The organism is Salinimicrobium sp. TIG7-5_MAKvit (genome assembly GCF_049569215.1).
Lineage (GTDB): Bacteria > Bacteroidota > Bacteroidia > Flavobacteriales > Flavobacteriaceae > Salinimicrobium > Salinimicrobium profundisediminis.
In genome coordinates this window covers 2,802,663-2,822,878 of sequence record NZ_CP145903.1, presented here as the reverse complement: position 1 = coordinate 2,822,878, position 20,216 = coordinate 2,802,663, and the positions used below count along the sequence as shown (strand labels likewise).

Annotated in this window: 19 protein-coding genes; 7 read left to right on the top strand and 12 right to left on the bottom strand. The window is 39.2% G+C overall.

What is annotated here, in order from left to right:
- Window positions 1-51: 51 nt before the first annotated feature.
- From V5739_RS12730 to V5739_RS12690, 9 genes are all read right to left on the bottom strand, one after another.
- Complete coding sequence (locus tag V5739_RS12730) at window positions 52-1,062, bottom strand: glycosyltransferase (RefSeq protein WP_423818460.1); 1,011 nt, start codon at window positions 1,060-1,062, stop codon at window positions 52-54.
- A 3-nt stretch (window positions 1,063-1,065) separates the two neighbouring features.
- Window positions 1,066-1,947, bottom strand: a complete 882-nt coding sequence (locus V5739_RS12725; RefSeq protein ID WP_423820477.1) for a glycosyltransferase family 2 protein — start codon at window positions 1,945-1,947, stop codon at window positions 1,066-1,068.
- A 40-nt stretch (window positions 1,948-1,987) separates the two neighbouring features.
- On the bottom strand, window positions 1,988-2,857 hold the full coding sequence (locus V5739_RS12720; protein WP_423818459.1) for a sulfotransferase family protein: 870 nt from the start codon (window positions 2,855-2,857) through the stop codon (window positions 1,988-1,990).
- Window positions 2,850-3,932: a DegT/DnrJ/EryC1/StrS family aminotransferase gene (locus V5739_RS12715; RefSeq protein ID WP_423818458.1), complete on the bottom strand. Its 1,083-nt coding sequence runs from the start codon at window positions 3,930-3,932 to the stop codon at window positions 2,850-2,852. The genes V5739_RS12720 and V5739_RS12715 overlap by 8 nt, the downstream gene beginning before the upstream one ends.
- Window positions 3,929-5,158 carry a polysaccharide ABC transporter ATP-binding protein gene (locus V5739_RS12710; RefSeq protein WP_423818457.1) on the bottom strand — a complete coding sequence of 410 codons (1,230 nt, stop codon included), beginning with the start codon at window positions 5,156-5,158 and terminating at the stop codon, window positions 3,929-3,931. The genes V5739_RS12715 and V5739_RS12710 overlap by 4 nt, the downstream gene beginning before the upstream one ends.
- 3 nt (window positions 5,159-5,161) lie before the next feature.
- Complete coding sequence (locus V5739_RS12705) at window positions 5,162-6,007, bottom strand: ABC transporter permease (protein WP_423818456.1); 846 nt, start codon at window positions 6,005-6,007, stop codon at window positions 5,162-5,164.
- 128 nt (window positions 6,008-6,135) lie between these two features.
- A complete protein-coding gene (locus tag V5739_RS12700; protein WP_423818455.1) occupies window positions 6,136-6,981 on the bottom strand; it encodes a methyltransferase domain-containing protein in 846 nt (281 codons plus the stop codon).
- 119 nt (window positions 6,982-7,100) lie between these two features.
- Window positions 7,101-7,880 (bottom strand): FkbM family methyltransferase, encoded by a 780-nt coding sequence (locus V5739_RS12695; RefSeq protein ID WP_423818454.1) that lies wholly within the window; start codon window positions 7,878-7,880, stop codon window positions 7,101-7,103.
- A gap of 210 nt (window positions 7,881-8,090) precedes the next feature.
- Window positions 8,091-8,801, bottom strand: a complete 711-nt coding sequence (locus V5739_RS12690) for a polysaccharide pyruvyl transferase family protein (RefSeq protein ID WP_423818453.1) — start codon at window positions 8,799-8,801, stop codon at window positions 8,091-8,093.
- 131 nt (window positions 8,802-8,932) lie between these two features.
- Between V5739_RS12690 and V5739_RS12685 the strand changes: the two genes are divergently transcribed.
- Together V5739_RS12685 and V5739_RS12680 are read left to right on the top strand one after the other, a co-directional pair.
- Entirely contained in the window at window positions 8,933-10,345 is a 1,413-nt protein-coding gene (locus V5739_RS12685; RefSeq protein WP_423818452.1) for a UDP-glycosyltransferase, read from the top strand.
- A 77-nt stretch (window positions 10,346-10,422) separates the two neighbouring features.
- Complete coding sequence (locus V5739_RS12680; protein WP_423818451.1) at window positions 10,423-11,565, top strand: glycosyltransferase family 4 protein; 1,143 nt, start codon at window positions 10,423-10,425, stop codon at window positions 11,563-11,565.
- Between the two features lie 154 nt (window positions 11,566-11,719).
- On the opposite strand, the gene V5739_RS12675 is transcribed toward V5739_RS12680, so the two are convergent.
- Window positions 11,720-12,562 (bottom strand): class I SAM-dependent methyltransferase, encoded by an 843-nt coding sequence (locus V5739_RS12675; RefSeq protein WP_423818450.1) that lies wholly within the window; start codon window positions 12,560-12,562, stop codon window positions 11,720-11,722.
- On the bottom strand, window positions 12,562-13,395 hold the full coding sequence (locus V5739_RS12670; protein ID WP_423818449.1) for a polysaccharide pyruvyl transferase family protein: 834 nt from the start codon (window positions 13,393-13,395) through the stop codon (window positions 12,562-12,564). Before V5739_RS12670 ends, V5739_RS12675 begins: the two co-directional genes overlap by 1 nt.
- A 320-nt stretch (window positions 13,396-13,715) precedes the next feature.
- Between V5739_RS12670 and V5739_RS12665 the strand changes: the two genes are divergently transcribed.
- From V5739_RS12665 to asnB, 5 genes are all read left to right on the top strand, one after another.
- Entirely contained in the window at window positions 13,716-14,711 is a 996-nt protein-coding gene (locus tag V5739_RS12665; protein WP_423818448.1) for an N-acetylneuraminate synthase family protein, read from the top strand.
- A gap of 254 nt (window positions 14,712-14,965) precedes the next feature.
- Complete coding sequence (gene neuC, locus V5739_RS12660) at window positions 14,966-16,123, top strand: UDP-N-acetylglucosamine 2-epimerase (protein WP_423818447.1); 1,158 nt, start codon at window positions 14,966-14,968, stop codon at window positions 16,121-16,123.
- Window positions 16,124-16,195: 72 nt separating this feature from the next.
- Window positions 16,196-16,558, top strand: coding sequence for a four helix bundle protein (locus tag V5739_RS12655; RefSeq protein ID WP_266068691.1), 363 nt, complete (start codon window positions 16,196-16,198; stop codon window positions 16,556-16,558).
- Between the two features lie 106 nt (window positions 16,559-16,664).
- Window positions 16,665-17,363 (top strand): cytidylyltransferase domain-containing protein, encoded by a 699-nt coding sequence (locus V5739_RS12650; RefSeq protein ID WP_423818446.1) that lies wholly within the window; start codon window positions 16,665-16,667, stop codon window positions 17,361-17,363.
- Window positions 17,364-17,615: 252 nt separating this feature from the next.
- Window positions 17,616-19,316: an asparagine synthase (glutamine-hydrolyzing) gene (asnB, locus tag V5739_RS12645; RefSeq protein ID WP_423818445.1), complete on the top strand. Its 1,701-nt coding sequence runs from the start codon at window positions 17,616-17,618 to the stop codon at window positions 19,314-19,316.
- A 73-nt stretch (window positions 19,317-19,389) separates the two neighbouring features.
- On the opposite strand, the gene V5739_RS12640 is transcribed toward asnB, so the two are convergent.
- Window positions 19,390-20,064: an outer membrane beta-barrel protein gene (locus V5739_RS12640; protein ID WP_423818443.1), complete on the bottom strand. Its 675-nt coding sequence runs from the start codon at window positions 20,062-20,064 to the stop codon at window positions 19,390-19,392.
- Window positions 20,065-20,216 lie beyond the last annotated feature (152 nt).

Genomic DNA, 20,216 nt, shown 5'->3' with positions numbered 1-20,216 from the left:
TCTCTCTCTTCTCTGTTTATTTTCAAAAAGAACCTAAAGACATCAAAGAATTCAATATAACTCCGCCAATAATGGATTACTCAATTTTCTTACAACCTTCCATTTATGCGATTTTGGAACAAAAAAAATTAAAAATAACTTACGAATTAGAATTCTTTCTTTAACTGTAAATGCTTTTTTGGTCTTTCTGTGTGCAGAGTTAAAATCTCTCAGACATTTATAAATTTTTCTATATCCAGCATTATTCTCTTTGAGTTCCAAAATCAATTTGAAGATAATAGAATAAAATTTTAATAACTGGGAAGGTTCAAGTATTTTAATTACGGCAATCCGGGTATATATTAAATGTATTATCTGTTCTTCAAATGATTTCGAACTATAAATACCACCTGCATGGGATCTATAGACTGAAGTAACTTCATTCAAGAACTTTATCTTCCCAAATTTAGATTGCCATATGAGCAGAAAGGTATCTCCACCAGGTGAGTCTTTCATGTCAAAACCTTTCAAATAGGCATTTCTAAAAACACGAGTTGATGTAGGGGCAAATAAAGGCATATCGTTGTGAGTAAAAACACTTCTAGAGTGATTAACAGCAGCTTCTTTTGCTATTTCTAAATTTTCTCCAAGAATTTTGTTATTAGTAAAACAGAGTATAAATTCTGGATTTGCTTCTAAAAAATCTACCTGTTTTTGTAATTTCAAAGGATCAGTCCAGTAATCATCTCCGTCAAGTAGAGCAATGTACTTCCCCTTACAATTTTCAATTATATTTTGAAAATTATATAATCTACCCTTCTGCTGTCGGGATTTCCAATAGTTATCTCCGATTTTTCGCTTTAAGATTTTCAGTTGCAAATTTTGATTTAAAAATTGATAATTTTTAATTTTATCAAGCGTGCCATCTGTCGAAAAATCATCTCCAACTACTACTTCAAAAGTAAATTTGGTTATTTGGATATCTATTCCTTTCAATGCTTCCTCAATATAATTGAAATGATTGTAGGTCATCAAACGAATGCTCAAAAGAGGCCGGGCACTATTTTTTTTGGAGAATTTCATAACCTAGTCAGACCTAAGGATATAAGTCATCCACTTACTTTTTAAAAATTTAAAAACCTTGACTTTCTTACTCCGCTTCAGCCTGCGCAGCTCGTGAATCTCGGGTAAATGCCCTTGCACCTCTTCTTTTAAAGCCTGGGAAATTTTTTCATCATACTCAAAATCTGTATACCAATTGAAATTATGATAAAGATATGCCATGGCAAAGATTTTTTTGTAACCTGTGTGGGAAGCAGAAACTCCGGTATCAAAACGCCTGTAGACACTCATAATATTTTTAATATATGAGAAATTTCCCCTTAGAGAAAGTAATAAAATTAAAGGAATATCCCCACTATCACACTTGTAAAACCAATCCGGAAACACGAAATCCGGGAAATTTCTATACACTATTGAGGAAGTATGAATAAAGCAAGGCCTTAATAAATCTTTAGTGGTAAACAATTCCTTACCTAAAGATTTATGCATAGGTTGCCTCTTTATTGGTTTTATTCTATGATTTTCAACATAAACATTATGGAAACTAAGAGAAATTTCACTATTTAACTCCAGGATATCCACTTGTTGTTGGAGTTTGAAGGTGTCACTCCAAAAATCATCACCATCTAGTAATGCAATGTACTTCCCTGTACAATGTTCAATTATATTAGTAAAGTTAAAAAGTCTCCCTTTTTTCTTTCTCTGCTCGAAATAGAAATCCCCGTAATTCCGGTCGAGTAAAGTAACCTTCAAATTAGGATTGGTAAATTTATAGTTTTGAATCTTCTCAATTGTATCATCTGTGGAAAAATCATCCCCTATTACTAATTCAAACCTAAACTTTGTCTTTTGAGTATCAATACTTAATAAAGCATCTTCAATAAATTTGCCATGGTTATAGGTCATCAACCGCACGCTCAAAAAAATAGGATCCGGATGGTTTGAACTAGAACTCATATTTGAACCTTTTCAGACTTTCCTTTGCTATTGAATTAAAAACCTCAATTTCCTCTCTTTTCAATTCCTTCTTATATTTTCCTATAGCTAATTTGTCAGGCTTAGTCAGGGTTTTCATTTTCCAATCTAAAGTTTCTTTAGGTTCCAGGTCCTGCTTAAAATATTCCAACATCGAAGGTTTAAATTCAACATTTAAAAACAAACAAATAGATTTACAAGAATTCTTTAAATCTAAAATTAAATCCTCGTATCGCAAATAAAGAACTCTTTGCTTTCCAAGAATGGATAGGCTTTTAAAGATTTCTATATTGTTATAATTCCATTGATGTGCTATATCTGCGATTCCCATCGGTAGATTCGGTACATACGGGCTTTTGGAATTTAATTTTTTAAGAGCAATATAAGACGCTGCCACGTCCCGCCCATCCCTTACAATAAATATAAATTTCGTATTTGGATACAGTTTAAGTAAAAGGCCAATATGGTGGATGTAATAATTATTTTTATCTCCCCAAACTTTCAGATTCTTATTTTTTTGAAGGCCAAAAGTAATATGAACAAGTGCAGATAATTCACTATAATCTCTTGGCAGGCATTTATTTACCAGATTTACAAAAGCAGGAAAATCAAATTTCCAGGTTTCAAATTTCCTCGAAGATGCCAAATCGATACAGAATTCATTAAATCTTGTCGTTTTAATATCTTCTATCCTCCAGTCTTTGTATTTATTATACCACCACTCAATGAAACCGCATTCAGGTGGAACAGTAACCTCGGAATGTGCTTCACAGATCACCCGCAAAAGGGAAGAACCACTTCGGGGATTCGACATGATGAAAAATGAAGGAATATTATTCATTTAGCACCTCCTTTATAATCGCAATAATGATCTCTTGAGATTCAACAGATAAATCCTGGTACACCGGAAGACATAAAATTTGTGAGGAATAACTTTCAGCAATAGGGCAGCTACCTCCTACTGCATATTCCATTAAATTTAAGGAGGGGTAAAAATATCTTCGGGGGAAAATTTCATTGTACTCTAATCTTAATTTCACTTTGAGACAAACTTCTTCGTTTTCGAAGATGATAGGGAAATAAGAGTAATTTAACTTTGCTCCATATCTAATCTTTAAGAGGCGAAGTCTTTTCTCTTTAAACAAGTGTTCATTATAGTATTGAAAAACTTTTTTTCGCCCATTCAAAAGGGATTCAATATAGGCAAAAACAGTCAATCCCAAAGCCGCTTGTAATTCGCTCATTTTAGCATTTATTCCGATACCTTTGAATTTGTCGGGACCATCATGGCCAAAATTGTGGTGAAAATAAAGTTTTTGGAAAAGGTTTGGATCCGAACAGAATATGGCTCCACCTTCACCAGAATGAAAAATTTTAGTAGCATGAAAACTGCAGGTGCTTACGTCTCCAAAATTAAATATAGATGAACCTTTATATGTTACTCCAAAACTATGGGCACCATCATAAATCACCTTTAAATTATGTTTGTTTGCAATTTTTTCTATTGCTTCTACATTGCATGGATTACCAAAAACATGAGTTGCTAAAATACCAGACGTACTCTCGGTAATTGCGGCTTCAATACGGGACTCATCAATGGTAAAATAATCTGGATGAATATCAACAAATACAGGTTTACAATTTTCCCAGACTATACTACTGGTGGTGGCAACATAAGAAAAAGGAGTAGTGATTATCTCACCGGTTAAACCTAATGCTTTAATAGCGATTTGAAGGGGAAGCGTACCATTCGTTGTGGCAATAATGTTAGGCACCTCTAAATAAGACTTTAGCTTTTCTTCTAACTCTTTTACTAATTCCCCACGATTAGTAATCCACCCGGCATCCCAGGCGCGACTTAGTACCGCCTGATACTCTTCCTGTGGAGGTAAAAAGGTTTTGGTTACTGGAATCATTCTCTAATGATCGGTTTAATATTATTGTTTTCAAATTGAGCATCAAGTAAAAACGGCTCCCACACATCTTCATTGTGAAGAACTTGAAAACATAAAATATTATTTAATCTCAACAATGGTTCTTTGTTATCTCCTCCCCTAACCGTGAGATTTATTTTATAAATCCCTTTAGAAAGTTGAATTTTAAAATGAGTTATAATAAATTGAATAGAATTATTTTCAATTCGAATCTCCGAAATACTTGAATTGCTCAAAAATCTCGCAACTGGTCGTTCTTCTTTATCAACAATAATGACTGAAAATTCTGGAATACCAATGCTCTTTTGTAAGTTAAATCTAAAGTAAAGCTGAAGATCCTGTCCCCAGTTGATTTGAGGGATTTCTTCAAATACTTTTAAAGAGTTTAAAATTTTAACTTCAGAGAATTCAATGCTGCCGTCAGAAAAGAGGATATTGCTAATACTATCTGCAAATCGGGTGTAGTACATATCTATTGCAGTCGCAACGTCCTTCCCCTGATATTTAGAATTCCCTTTTTCCATTAATATAATCTGATTACATATACGTGAAACCATCGGCATACTATGGGAAACAAAAATGATCGCAGTATTTGGAAGGATCTGGTCAATTGTTTTAAAACATTTCAGCACAAACCCCAGATCCCCTACAGCCAGTACTTCATCAATAAGCAGCACATCGGGTTTCATCTGGGCAGCTACGGCAAAACCAAGCCGCACCTTCATCCCGCTGCTGTAATTTTGCACCGGCATATCAATAAATTCCTGTAGCTCGGCAAACTGAATGATCTCCTCAAGTTTCTCGTGAATCTCCTGCCGGGAAAAACCCAGCACTGCTCCGTTATTATATATGTTTTCCCTGCCACTAAGGATCGGGTTAAAACCGGCACCCAACTCTATAAGGGCTCCCACCCGGCCCTTGATGGTGACCTTACCCGCATCGGGCTTTATCAATCCATTGAGAACCTTAAGAAGAGTGGATTTGCCGGCACCATTATGGCCAATTAGGCCCAGGCATTCCCCCCGTCTCAATTCAAAATTGATATCTTTTACTGCCCAAAACTCATGGTCTCTAAGTAAGCGTTCCTTATTGTTACCTCCAAGATTGGTAAACAGATCCTGCACTCCATACCACAAGCTGGTCTTAAGGTCTTTACAGAATTTTTTGGACAGGCCTTCTGCTTTTACCAATACTTCCTTTTCTTCCATAACTTACGCACTCATTCGTTCTACAATAATAGGGATAGAAATCCGGTAGATCACAAGACCCAGGAGAAAAAGTGGAATACATACTACAATTACCAAAAAATAATAAAGTGAATATTCCGGACTGCTACCGGTAAGAATATTTCTGCTGGTAAGGATAATAGGCGTAAAGGGATTGATCTCCATGAGTGTCCTCATAATCCCTTCGCGGGGAATTGCATAAACCACCGGGGTTATATACATAAGAAAGGTTAGACCAATCGAGATTATTTTGGCAATGTCATTATAAAGCATGGAAACAGGAGTGATGTAAAGACCTATAGTTGTTCCTACTAAAATTGCACCTATGATAACAAAAGGCAGGAACAACAAACTCCAGTGAAAACCAATCCCAAACAGGAAAACAAATACAACTAAGAGTACAATTTTCACCGCACTGTTAAAAAGCAGCTTGTAAATTCCTGAAATGACCAAGGCCTCCTTTGGAAAATTTATCTTACTTAACAAGCCCCTGGCGCCATTGGTACTTCGGGAAGGAGAATTAATGGACTCCGTGAGTATAGACCATAACAGGGTTCCCGAAAACACAAAAAGCGGATATGGAATTCCTGTTTCCGTAACCTCTATAGTACCAGACAATGTGAGAAAAATCCACACTGCCGCAGTAAAAAGGGGGGTTATGAAGGCCCAAATTATTCCCAGATAGGATTGCCTGTACTGGGCTCTGATATCCCTCTCCGCCAATTGCCTGGCAAGAAACCTGGAATTATAAATGTCCTGGAGGCTCTCCTTTAAAACTTTCCAGGGACTAAGGTTATTTTCCTTTTGATAAATACGGGTGTGTAATTCCATTGAAGAAATGAGGTTTTTCCGAGGACACAGCTTTTCTTAAGAGCTAAAATACTGATTAAGATCAAAGCTTTTTTCAACAACTTTGTTTTTAACAGGACAGGACTTTTACCTTAAAGACCCCAAAAAATTTATTTAGGGTTTTTATATAGGATCAGCTGGCTCCGTGTCAGAGGTTTATTCCAAGAAGAAGGTAGCTGTTTTTCAAAATTTAAAGCCCACCTCCGATATTTATTTCTTGTTTTACCGCCCTGCATAAATCTGCTAAATCGCTCCAAAGTTCCCACCGGAATAGTCTCCACCTCCTTAAAGAATTCTCTTCCTGCCTTTTCAAAATGCTTTGAACTAAAGGTGCGGTCGGGGTGCGGATCATTTTCTTTCCACTTATTGAAAGCCGTTCTGTGAAATTTGGAGGGTCGGCCCTTTACCGGGATATGCCATCGCAGGGCGTCCAGTATCTGAGAATTAACAGCAGGTTCAAAAAAACGGGCTTCCCCTTCGGAAGTTAAAAGCCGGGCCGTTTCTTTTAAAAATAATTTTTCCACCGGTAATGTAAGATGATGTAAAAAGGCCTTACCTACCACAAAATCAAAGGAAGCTGAAGGCAGCTTGTTCTTTAGAAAATCCCCTTCCACAAAGACTATTGGATATTTAAAATCATAGCTTGCATTTAATTTTTTTACGATCTCACCACTGGCCGCAGCAATATCATTTGCAAATACCTCTGCGCCCAGGGCAGCCATCACTGCAGCATTAACACAATCCCCGCATCCCATTTCAAGCACTCTTTTCCCTTTTATTCTTTTACGAAAATTTCTTTGATACATGGCAAACCAGCTGGTATCTGTAGTAGTGGCAGAAGCAAGGAAAGCATCGAGATTGTTTATCCAGGACAAGATATTCCGGATGTTGTAATTAGCATACAACTTCTCATAATGCTCTCTGTTCTTTTTTTGATTTTCGTCTTCTTTACTCATAATTTTTGATAGCCGAATTTTTGCCTCTTAAATTTTTAGCTTTGAAGTGGAGTAATTTTAAGAGAGCCACTGAAATATTATAACAGCAATATATAAAAATGTATAACTGAGATGAGCATTTATGTATACCATATTTTGGGTAGGTCTATAGATTCGGCAGCCACACTATCGCGATCCAGAGGATGAGGTAATGACTCTATTTTTCTTTTCTCTTTTATCCTGTCTTTTCTAAGGAAAGTGAACTCTGCAATTCCCGGCACCTCTACTCCTTTGATTTTGGTTATCCCACACGAATTGTTTGGATGGATGTGTACACAGGTATGATTAACAAGCAGTTTCTCAAAGGCTCTTTTAGACCTTTGATAATACCACGGCATTTCCAGGTTATCTAATAAATGAAATTCGATAATTATGATCCGGAAACGCTTCAGGGTCTGAATAGAGGTAGCATTTAGAACTTCATATTCAAATCCTTCAATATCCATTTGTAACAAAAGATCTGCCTCCTCCCGCACTTCTGACCCATTTATCCAGGTTTCCAGGGTCATGAAATTACCCTTTTGTCGACCACCAATAAATTTCTTCTGAAAATTAAAACGTGGATCTTCAAAAGCAGGACCATCCACAGAGGCATCAGCCATGAAAATTTCCATTCCCATATCGGCACATTCCCGTTCAAACTTACTTTTACCGCCCACTCCCGGGGAAAAACAAGCTTCTAATCCGTTAAGATCATCAGGGACCAAATAGCCACCGTCGCTTTCTCCTCCTATTCTTATTAAATTCCTGTTTGTTCCCACAGGATGTAACTGACCTATTAAAGTAAGAAGGTCTTCTTTTGAGGGTTGTGAATAGATCTTATTCAGAAGAAGTAATTTGAATCTTTTCTTTAAGTTCATATCTATTCAATATCATTCATTAAAACCGGAGTTCATGATCTCCAGAGGAAACGAATTTAACAAACCCTCCTGCAATTCTTTTATTTTATTTCCAGTGGGTATGGTCGCATCACATTTTCCAAGAACCTCCAGTTCTTCTATACTTTTTTTGATTTCCAGCTTTTTGGGAGTCGTATTTTCAAGAGCTACAGATTCAAAGTAATCAATAAATTAGATTCCATTTCCAAAAAGCTTTCCCGAAAATTCTACCCACACAGAAGGAATGTTATACGCATGGGAAATAATTAAACCATGCAGGGAGGAGGAGATCGTTAACTGGCACTCTGTGATTTGTTTAGTAACTGCTTCCACATCCAGGGTCATCATGTCAATGACCGTAATATCTTCCTCATAGCGATAGGCTTCTTTTACTTCTTTGAAATCCAGGTAATGCGGAATAAAGCCTATCCTCCATTTCTTTTTCTTTTGGGGAGAAAGGTACCTGGGTAACAATAGAGCAGGATCCCCAAAGACCTCAGGACATTTATAACCAAGGTTTAAGAGATATTCTCTTGTTCTTGGTCCTCTTACTGCCCTAAAATCGGCTTTTGCAATCTTATGCTTTTGATCTATGATCCCACTGCCCCATACAATACTATCTTTAGTGGCATGATGAAGAATACTTCCAATTACCAGATAATTCCTCTTATTCCATTTGTACCAGGACTGTTTTTTGGGATGAACCCACTTTACAGGTCTTCCGGATATTTTCTCCACAATGTAATTGGAAAGCAGATCTCCATAATTCTCCTTTTCCTTGGAAGCAAATTTTCTTTCACTCCAAAAGAATAGAGGAATGGGTTTGGTGTTCTCTGTTTGCCGTTTGCCGTTTATTGATTGTAGCTTGTCCGGTATCGGTTGTCGGTTGTCGGTCGGGGACATGATTGAAGATGATCTATTGGTTTATTCCTGTTAAATTTGTCAAGTTAATATTCTTGGGGAAAGTACAACAGAAAACTGAGAACCCTAAACAGAAAACTGTTTTCGCTATATTTGACACCAAACAACCTTACTTGAAGCTAAAAAAGATCTTTATCCTTCTCCCTGATGGGATTGGCCTTAAAAATTTTGCTTTTACCTCCTTTGCCGGGCTTGGAAAGAAGATGGGGTGGGAGGTAGTATTCTGGAATGCCACTTCATTTGATCTGGAGAAAATGGGGTACAGGGAGATAAAACTACAGGGAAGACCCCGTGCAAAGACCGATCTGCTTAAGCGGGCAAAAATAACGGCAGAGCTGGATCTTTTTACAAGGAAATTTAATGATCCCGTCTATCAAAGTTATAAGTTTCGTAATCCTTCAAAACGTATTAAGGAGAAGGTAAAAAATATGCTGGTTTCGCACTATGTTTTTTACAATAGCAGCGAAAATGGACTCCGGGGTTTACGCAAAGGAATGCAGGCCTCTGAAAAAAAAGGAAATTATTACAGGGATTGTCTTGAAGTGCTTAAAAAAGAAAAACCTGACTTTATTTTTTGCACCAATCAGCGTCCCGTCACGGCCATTGCACCTTTAACTGCAGCTAAAGACCTGGGAATTAAGACCGGAACTTTTATCTTCTCCTGGGACAATTTACCTAAAGCAACAATGGTCATCGAACCCGGTTATTATTTTGTGTGGAGTGAACATATGCAAAGGGAACTAATTAAATATTACCCATTTATCCGGAATGATCAAATTAGTATTACCGGCAGCCCGCAATTTGAGCCACATTTTGATCCTACACTTCGAAGAACAAGAGCAGAATTCTTCAAAGAAAATGGATTGGATGAAGACAAAGAATATATTTGTTTCAGCGGAGATGATGTTACCACCAGCCCTTATGATCCTCAATATTTAGAAGATGTAGCCGGGGCAGTACAGGTGTTAAACCAAAAAAATTATAACCTCGGGATCATCTTCAGAAGAAATCCAGTAGATCATTCAGATCGCTATGACCCAATATTAAAAGAATTTGAAGATATAATAGTTCCACTGGATCCAAAGTGGAAAGAATACAGCAGCGGGTGGACCAACATTCTCCCCACCCAAAAAGATGTTGAACTACAAATAAATACTATTCTCCACACTAAAGCGGTGATAAACCTGGCATCTTCCATGGTCTTTGATTATGTGGCTTTTGAGAAGCCCTGCCTTTATATAAATTACAATGTGAATTCAGGGAAAAGCAAAGACTGGTCTGTAGAAAAGGTCTATAACTTTATCCACTTCAGATCTATGCCTTCCAAAAATGCCGTTTTCTGGTTGAATTCCAAAGAGGAAATCGCTGAGAAATTAAAACTTGTACTTTCGGCCACCCCGGAGGATCTTGAGGAAACTAAAAAATGGTTTCAGAAAATAAATCTGCATCCGCCGCAGGAGGCTTCGCAGAGAATTTGGGAGGAGATTGAGAGGATTATTTCAATTAGCAATGGCGGAAACGACTGACGAATTGCCACGCTCCGCCTGTCTACCGACAGGCAGGCTCGCAATGACAACTCACAACTGAGAACTGATAACGGATTATGCATATAGGCTTCCTTACTCCCGAATATCCTCATCCCCGTTCCGGTCCTGCCGCAGGACTCGGCACCAGCATAAAGAACATGGCCACAGCCCTTGTAGAAAATGGGATCAAAGTTTCCATTTTCATTTATAACCAGCAGGAGGATGACATCTTTAGCGAAAATGGGATAAAATTTCATTTTATCAAGCATAGGAGCTTCAACATGTTTGGATGGTACCTGCACCGGAAATTCCTTCAGAATTACCTCAACAAACATATTGCGGTAGACAGAATAGACACCATAGAAGCACCGGACTGGACAGGAATTACCGCTTTTATGAAATTGCGCTGCCCTTTGGTAATAAGAATGAATGGCACTGATGCCTATTTCTGTAAGATGGAAAATAGAAAACAGAAGCAAAAAAATTTCTGGTTTGAGAAACTGGCGCTGCAGGGAGCAGACCATTTATTATCTGTAAGCAACTTTACAGCAGAAGAAACCCGGAAGATCTTTAAGCTGAAAAAAGAGATAAAAACAATCCACAATTCCATAGATGTAAAACGTTTTTTTCCGCAGCAGGAGAAGATGCAAACTGGAAGTGTTCTTTACTTTGGAAGTCTCATTAGAAAAAAAGGGGTACTTGAGCTGCCCGAAATCTTTAACAGGATCGTGGAGAAAATGCCTGCAGCAAAGTTCCGACTGGCAGGGAAGGATGTACGGGATATCAGTGCAGGGAGGCCTACAAGAAAATTAATGGAGAAACAACTCAGTCCGGCAGCAGCAAAAAGGGTGAAATGGCTGGGAAGCCTGCCGTATGACGCCATTCTGGAAGAGATTGCTAAAGCGCAGGTAGTGGTTCTTCCCTCCTTCGCGGAAGCTCTGCCCATGACCTGGATCGAAGCTATGGCAATGGAGAAAGCCGTAGTGACATCAGATATTGGGTGGGCACATGAGGTAATGCTGGATGCCGAGACAGGTTTTACTGTTGATCCTAAAGATCATGAATTATATGCTAAAAAAGTTCTGGAACTTTTAAATGATCCTGCCCTGGCACAGCAAATGGGAAAAGCAGCCCGGGAACGGGTTTTGGAGAAGTTTTCATCTGAGGTGGTGGTGAAGGAGAACATTAAATTTTATGAGGCAATGGTGAGGAGGTCCTAATAAGTATTGAGATATCCTTGTTCAGATTACGTTGCTACGCTCGCAATGACGGTGTTCCTCGCGAACCGTCATTGCGAGAGAGTCCGCAGGACGAACGTGGCAATCTGCCAAGCATCATCGTGAGCATCCTGCAACAGATGGCTTCGCTACACGACTACAACTGAGGTTTCCTGTAGATAATCAATTGGCTCCTTGTAAGACTACGGTTTAAAACGTAAGGTAGCTTCTGTTCTGCTTTCAATGCCCATTGTTTAAACCTGTTTTTCTTTTCACCCCATTTGTACAACCGGCTAAAACGTTCCAGTGTAACTAAAGGATGAATTTCCACCTCCTTAAAAAATTTCCTACCTGCTATTTCGAAATGTTTACTGCTGAAACTGCGATCGGGATGCGGGTCATTATTTTTCCACTCCCTGAATTTCTCTTTCTGAAATTTTGAGGGCCGATTTCCTACCGGTACATGCCAGCGTAGTACATCCAGAAATTGCAAATTTACGGCAGGCTCGAAAAAACGAGCTTCCCCATCTGGGATTAAAAGTCGGGCAGTTTCTTTTAGAAATCTTTCTTCCAGTGGAATTTCCAGGTGATGAAGAAAAGCTTTGCCAATCACGAAATCAAACTGGTTCCCCTCCAGGTTATTCTTAATGAAATCTCCGGAAATAAATTTTATGGGATGTTTAAATTCATAATTCTCATTTAGCCGTTCTATAATCCTTCCACTGGAATCGGCAATATCATTAGCATACACCTCAGCACCAAGAGCAGCCATCACTGCGGCATTCGTACAATCCCCACATCCCATTTCCAGCACTTTCTTTCCCGCTAATCTATCCCTGAAATTATCTTTATATATGGCAAACCAACTGATCTCGGTAGTAGTCACAGAATTGAGGAAGGTATCCAGATTGTTGACCCAGTGCAGAATATTACTCACCTGCCCATCATTATACAGGCGATCATAGTGCTCCTTATTTTTGTTCTGATTTTCTGTACTCATCAAAATGGTATCACTTCCAGTAATCCGGTTTTTAGTTCGTTAAGCTTTCCCTCGGAAACCAGCGTAGGATATTTCTCAAACATCTCTAAAATTTTTTCTTCGGAAAAGCCCTCTTCTATAAATTCCCCTTTATAAGTTTCCAGTCCCACCGATTCCAGGTAATCGGTATATTTAATATCGTTCCCAAAGATCTTACTGGACATTTTTATCCATACAGCGGGGATACCATAAGCATGCGCTACTATTAAACCGTGTAATGAGGTGGAAAGAATACGATCACATTCAAGGATCTCTTTGGTAGTCGCCTCCACATCCATCGTAAGTAAATCTAAAACCTTTACTTTCTCCATGCCCCCAAAGATTTCCAGTGCCTTTGCATAATCATGATAATGTGGCACTATGCCAAGCTTATATCTCTTTTCCACCTTCGGATTATAATGATCTGGTAGCAGGATGGCGGGATCCCCATATACTTCAGTGCATTCATAGCCCAATTTTAAAAGATACTCCCTGGTTCTGGGCCCACGCACGGCTCTAAAATCGGCTTTTTTAAGCTCCTGTTCATGATCTATGATTCCGCTACCCCAAACTACACTGTCTTTGGATGCGTGATGAATTATACTACCTATCGCCAGCAAATTAGCTTTTTTGGTTTTGTACCAGGCCTGTTTCTTAGGATGAACAAAGCGCGTCTCCTTCCCGCTGATCTTCTCTACCAGGTATTTTGAAAGCAAATCGCCGTAATTCTCTTTCTCCCTGAAGATAAACCGCCGCTCACTCCAGTAGAAAAGAGGGATCTTTTTGTAGTTTTTGAAGTTTAGGGGCTTACTCAATGCTTGTTTTGTTTGGGTTCAAATATATATAAAACTAAGTCAGCCTCACGAATCTTTCCATCCAAATGGGTCATTGCCAGAGAGTCCGCAGGACGAATCCATGAGTCTATCAGTAGTTAACTCCAATTATGATCGTGACTATCTGACAAACGGATTGCTTCAGTCGCTTTAACAAGCTCCTTCGTTATGACGGGAACCAACAACATTTTTACTACTTTAGCCTTTAAACAATTCGGCAACTGGCAACTGGCAACTGGCAACTGGCAACTGGCAACTGGCAACTGGCAACTGGCAACTGGCAACCGACAACTGAAAAAAACATGTTCATCATAGCAGAAATTGCCCAGGCTCATGAGGGCAGTTTGGGGATTGCCCATTCGTATATAGATGCCCTGGCCAAAGCCGGTGTGGATGCCGTGAAGTTTCAGGTGCATATCGCAGAAGCAGAAAGCAGCGTTCATGAGCCTTTTAGGATAAAATTTTCCACTCAGGACAAAAATCGGTTTGACTATTGGAAACGTATGGAATTCTCCCCGGATCAATGGCAGGAACTTAAAGTTCATTGCGAGGAGGTGGGTTTAGAGTTTATGGCATCCCCTTTCAGCAATGCAGCAGTAGATTTGCTGGAGGAACTTGATGTAAAAAGATACAAGATTGGGTCGGGCGAGGTGAACAATCTGCTGTTGCTAGAAAAAGTAGCCAGAACTGGAAAGCCGGTAATCCTGTCCTCGGGAATGAGTTCTTTTTCTGAATTAGATCAAACAGTTACTTTTCTAAAAGAACTGAATACAAATTTTTCAATTCTCCAGTGCACTACCTCCTACCCTACCCATCCCGAAAATTACGGATTTAATGTGATTCAGCAGTTAAAGGAGAGATATGGGGTCAAAGTAGGATATTCAGATCATTCCGCAAAGATAGAAACCTGCATCGCCGCCGCCGCATTGGGAGCTGAGATTCTGGAGTTTCATGCTGTGTTCAACCGGAAAATGTTTGGTCCCGATGCAAGCTCTTCCTTGGAAATAGAGGAAATCGGGCAGTTAGTTTCCGCAGTTAAAAATATTTCTCTGGCACAACAGCACCCGGTGGATAAATCGGACAATACGGCTTTTAAAAATGTAAAAAACATCTTCGAAAAATCCCTTGCTGTAAACAAAGATCTTCCAGAAGGACATATCCTCACTTTTGAAGACCTGGAGTCTAAAAAGCCAAAAGGTTTTGGAATCGACGCTTCAAATTTTAGGGAGGTGATCGGGAAAAATTTGAGCAGAAATTTGGTGCAGTGGGAGTTCTTACAGGAGGAGGACCTTGAGTAGTTTGTTGTTTCTGGAAAAGTCTTTAGACGGTGGTCGGGAGTCGGTAGTGTAAGTTCCTGATTCCGTTTTTGGGCTCCCTTTAGGATGAGGGGTAAAACCAAAAACGGTTAACCTTTTCCTGCGAAACTACAATACTACAGTTATGTTCGTGACTAACCTGCGGCAGGTTACTTCGCTTCAATCCTAATTACCTTCCTGAACAACATTTTTATTACTTTAGCCTGAGAACTCACAACCCACAACTGACAACCGGAATGCCTAAAAGAAAGATCTGTGTCGTAGTCACCGCCCGCCCATCCTATAGCAGAATAAAAACAGCCCTCACCGCTATTAAAAACCATCCCGACCTGGAATTACAACTGGTGATTGCAGGTTCGGCTTTACTGGACCGTTATGGAAATGCTGTGGATTTTATTGAAAAAGATGACTTTACCATCGCTGCAAAAGTTTTTATGGTGCTGGAGGGAGAAAACCCTACGACTATGGCAAAAACGACCGGTTTGGGAGTAATGGAGCTTACTAATGTATTCTACAATTTACAACCAGACGCCGTCATCACCATTGCAGATCGTTTTGAAACCATAGCTACTTCTATTGCTGCCTCCTATCAGAATATTCCCCTGGTACACATCCAGGGCGGGGAAGTTACGGGCAGTATTGATGAAAAAGTGAGGCATGCAAACACAAAACTCGCCGATCTACACCTCGTCTGCACCAAGGACGCACGGGAACGTGTAATAAAACTAGGAGAAGAACCTGAGAAAGTAATTAATACAGGATGCCCTTCGATTGATCTTGCGAAAATGGTTAGTGAAAATCCCAGCCTTAATTTTGATCCTATTGCAAAATATGGCGGAGTCGGGATGGAATTTAACTGGCAGGAGGGCTATATTGTGGTGTTGCAGCACCCTGTAACCACAGAGTATAAACAAGCTAAAAAGCATGTGCTGGAAACACTACACGCCATTAAAGATCTTGATTATCCCACTTTCTGGTTCTGGCCTAATGTAGATGCAGGATCAGACGGCACATCAAACGGGATCCGATCTTTCCGTGAACTGGAAAAACCAGGAAATATTCACTTTTTCAAGAATATGAACCCTATAGACTTCCTTAAACTTCTAAAAAATGCAAAAGCTTTAGTAGGAAATTCCAGTGCAGGATTACGTGAATGTGCCTATCTTGGAGTACCTGTTGTAAATATTGGAAACCGTCAACACAGGAGGAGCCGGGCACAAAATGTTACAGATGTAGATTACAATAGGGAGCAAATCCTGAAGGCAACGGAAAATGCTCTTGTAAGAGAACATTACCCTTCTTCAAAACTTTATGGAGGTGGGAATGCGGGAGAAAAAATAGCGGAGATCCTTGCTACGGTCGAATTGACGTATTCGAAGACGATTACTTATTAGAGTTGTCAGTTGTCGGTTCTCTGTTGTCGGTTGAATTTTTTTAAATTGGTGAAATCCAGAAAATGATGAAGCATGAAAAGCCACAAGGATCTTGATATTTACAATTTAGCTTTTGAATATGCTATTGAAGTCCATAAGCTTTCCTTAAAGTTGCCGAAGTTTGAATTATATGAACAGGGAAGTCAAGTAAGAAGATCCTCAAAAAGTATTAAGGATGCTATTGTTGAGGGATATGGTCGAAAAGTATACAAACAGGATTTTCTAAAATTTCTCACCTATGCTCATGCGTCATTGTTGGAATGCATTTCCCAACTGGAAATGATCAATGAATTATATAAACTTGAGGGAACCCTTGAACTAATAAAGAAATATGATCTTTTAGGAGGGAAAATATTTTCTTTTATGCTTTATGTCGAAAAGAACTGGAAAACATGATCTTCTGTTTCAGGCTGTCAGATACTGAGTTACCGGTTAATTTTACGACTTCATAAATCAATAACCCGACCTGACAAACTGATAACCGATAACCGCTAACCGAAAAATGAAAATCCTTGGACTCATCCCCGCCCGCGGCGGCAGTAAAGGAATACCCGGAAAGAATATTAAATCTCTGGGAGGAAAACCTTTGCTGCAGTACGCTCTTGAATCAGCAAAGAATTCAGAATTGCTGTCTAAGGTTATTTTAAGTTCAGATGATCCTAAGATCATTGCAGTTGCTGAAGAAATAGGCCTCGAAGTTCCTTTTCGACGACCTACAGCACTTGCGGCAGACGATACTCCAACCCTGAATGTGGTAAAGCATGCGCTGAATTACTTTGCTCAAAAAGGGCAAAATTTTGATGCAGTTTGTCTGCTGCAGGTGACTTCTCCCTTTCGTAGAAATGGATTGATAGATGCAGCCATAGAGCAATTTTCTAAAGGCAAATTCGATTCCCTGATCTCTGTTCGGGAAGTGCCTGCAAAATTCAATCCGCACTGGATCTTTGAACAAAACAATGGACAATTAGCAATTGCTACCGGAGAGAAAGAGATAATTTCCCGAAGGCAGGACCTTCCTAAGGTCTATCATCGCGATGGTGCAATTTATATAACAAAAACAGAGGTTCTTCAGAAACAAAATTCCCTTTACGGAAATAAAATAGGTTTCATTGACACTACCGGAGATCCGCATGTGAATATTGATACGCCTGCGGATTGGGAGAAAGCCGGGAAGCTTTTGACAATGATCAGGGAACAATAAACAATTATCAGATTTTTCCGTAGACTGTTTAGCATTTACTATTGGTTAGTTGTTTTTAGTTTATTGTTCTGAATTTTCTGTACCCTTTTTTGTGCTCCCTTTAGGATGAGGGGCAAAACCAAACACGGTGCTGTATATTTCTTGTTGTTACACCAAATACAACACTAAATTGTAATTTGGTGCTTGTATATTGGTGCTTTTCATAGCTTTGAAAAAATTATACAATATTCAATATCCATTATACCATAAAAAATGTGCGGAATTGCAGGAATTATTGGCCCAAACCCTTCTGAAGCAGAACTTCAAAAAATGCTGCAGGCACAACATCACCGTGGCCCTGATCACACCGGCACATACTTCGATCCCGGTTTTGCAGCCATAGGCCACAACCGGCTTTCCATTATTGATCTTTCCCCCGATGCCAATGAACCTTTTACTGATAATTCCGGTAGATATTATTTGAGTTTTAACGGGGAAATTTACAATTATAAAGAGCTGAAAGAGGAATTAAAACCGTACTACAATTTTAAAACCTCGTCGGATACTGAAGTACTGCTGGCAGCTTTCATCCACTGGGGAAAAGAATGCTTAAATAGATTTAACGGGATGTTTTCCTTTGCCATCTGGGATTGCCGGGAAAAAAAGCTTTTTGCTGCACGGGATAGGTTTGGAGTGAAACCTTTTTATTATTCTGAAGCTGACAAAAACCTCTACTTCAGCAGTGAAATAAAGACGCTCAAAAATGTCATTTTTGACACCCCACCAAACCTGAAGGTCTGGGCAAATTATTTTAGCTATGGCTCCTACGGTATGCCGGAAGAGACTTTTTACAGTAACATCAAACAATTACCGGGTGGATATTTGCTGGAATATTCTGAAGGTCGGCTAAAGCTTGAAAAGTGGTATAATTTTGTTTCAAGAGTCCAAAATACAAGATCTGTAAACTCAATTGAACAGGCAAAAGCTGAATATCTCGAACTACTAAAAGACAGTATTAAATTACGTTTCCGTGCCGATGTACCTGTAGCATTTACCATTAGCGGCGGAGTGGATAGTTCCCTCCTCCTTGCACTGGTGAATATGTTTGAAGATAAACAGCAGGTAAGTGCATATTCTTTTTACACGGGAGATGAACGTTATGATGAATTACCTTGGGTAGAACAAATGATCGCTACGACGCAAAACCCGCTTCAAAAAGTACTTTTTTCGGCTTCCGAAGTTCAAACGAATGCAAGAAAAATGAGCCAGCAACAGGATGAACCTTTTGGAGGCATTCCTACCATGGCTTATTCTAAGATTTTTGAACAGGCTCATGCCGACGGTATAAAAGTTTTACTTGACGGGCAGGGAATGGATGAGCAATGGGCAGGATATGACTACTATCAAACCTCCGGAGCAATCATCCAGGGCACCGGGCAAAATTCTCCTTTCCGGACACATGTGCTAAATCCCGAATTTTCCGCTCTGTCACAAAAGACAAGCTATCCAGAACCGTTCGACAACAGACTGCAGAATCTGCAGTTTCGGGATCTTTTTTATACCAAACTCCCACGAGCGCTGCGATTCAATGACAGGGTTTCCATGACCTATAGCACTGAACTTCGGGAGCCTTTTCTTGATTATCGCCTCGTCGAACTCGCTTTTGCACAACCAGAGGGTTATAAAATTAAGAATGGAGTTGGAAAATATATGCTCCGCGAGATCCTGAAACCGCTAGTTCCCTCTACTATCTCTTATGCTCCAAAACGTCCTCTCCAAACTCCCCAGCGGGAATGGTTAAGTCAGGAACTTAAAGCATTTGTGGAAGAGCAATTGCTTCACCTTAAAAATACTTCAGCAACAGAATGGTTTGATCACGAAGAAATTCAGAAAGAATGGAAAAAATACCTCGCAGGAGATAACACGAGTAGTTTCCATTTGTGGCAATGGGTGAACACAGCATTACTCCTATAACTAATAGACTAAAGAAAAAGGTGCCGAATAGAAATGAAACTAAATAACTTTAAGAAAAGTCAACAAATTCTTTTTAGTAACAAGCCCTTCGTCGTCTTTCGTTTAATCCTGGACCTCCAATTTTGAAGATCACTCCCACAATTATTTGATTTAGCCTGGAATCTGTGAATTCTGCTTCATTGATTTCATTATAACCTTCACCAAAATCTAAACGCTGAAGCTCAGCCGAAGACAAAGATCTTTCATATCGTAGATCCAATCCAAACCTTCCAAATTCAACCTTCACGCCAGCCTGAGCATTTATTGGTGTGTCTTGAACAACAATTGGGTTCAGGAATTCTTCCCCCTCCAAAGTAGCATCTAGTATATTCGAATACACAGGTCCGGCATAAATATCAATGGGGCCCCAGATATTATAACCTACTAATAAAGGTATATCAAATTTTTGAACAGAATAGATTGAAGTTTCTTCTATAAAAGTGAATTCTGTATCTAATGAAGTATAAACTACCTCGGGCCGGACAAAAAACTTACCAAAATCAACCTGTAAAAAGATACCTCCATGAAAGCCAAGATTCCCCTCAGCCTCAGAAGTATTCTTCTGGAAAGCATAACTGTTTTGTAACCCTACAATCTCACCACCCATAGGATGATTAACTCCGGCTTTTAGGCCATAACTCAATTCTTGAGAAAAGCAAATTGAAACTGTGGTCAAGATAAAAAACAGGCCTAAAAGATATTTTTTCATAAGATTTGGAATATGCGTCAATTTGTTTACAAATAAAAAGGAATTTTTTTTATACCCCAATAAATTTGCATTTATCTAACGGATAAGATGGAGAATTATTTTATTTGAGGCTGATAGGAGTTGTCTGTAGCCGGTAGTCTATAGTCGATTGT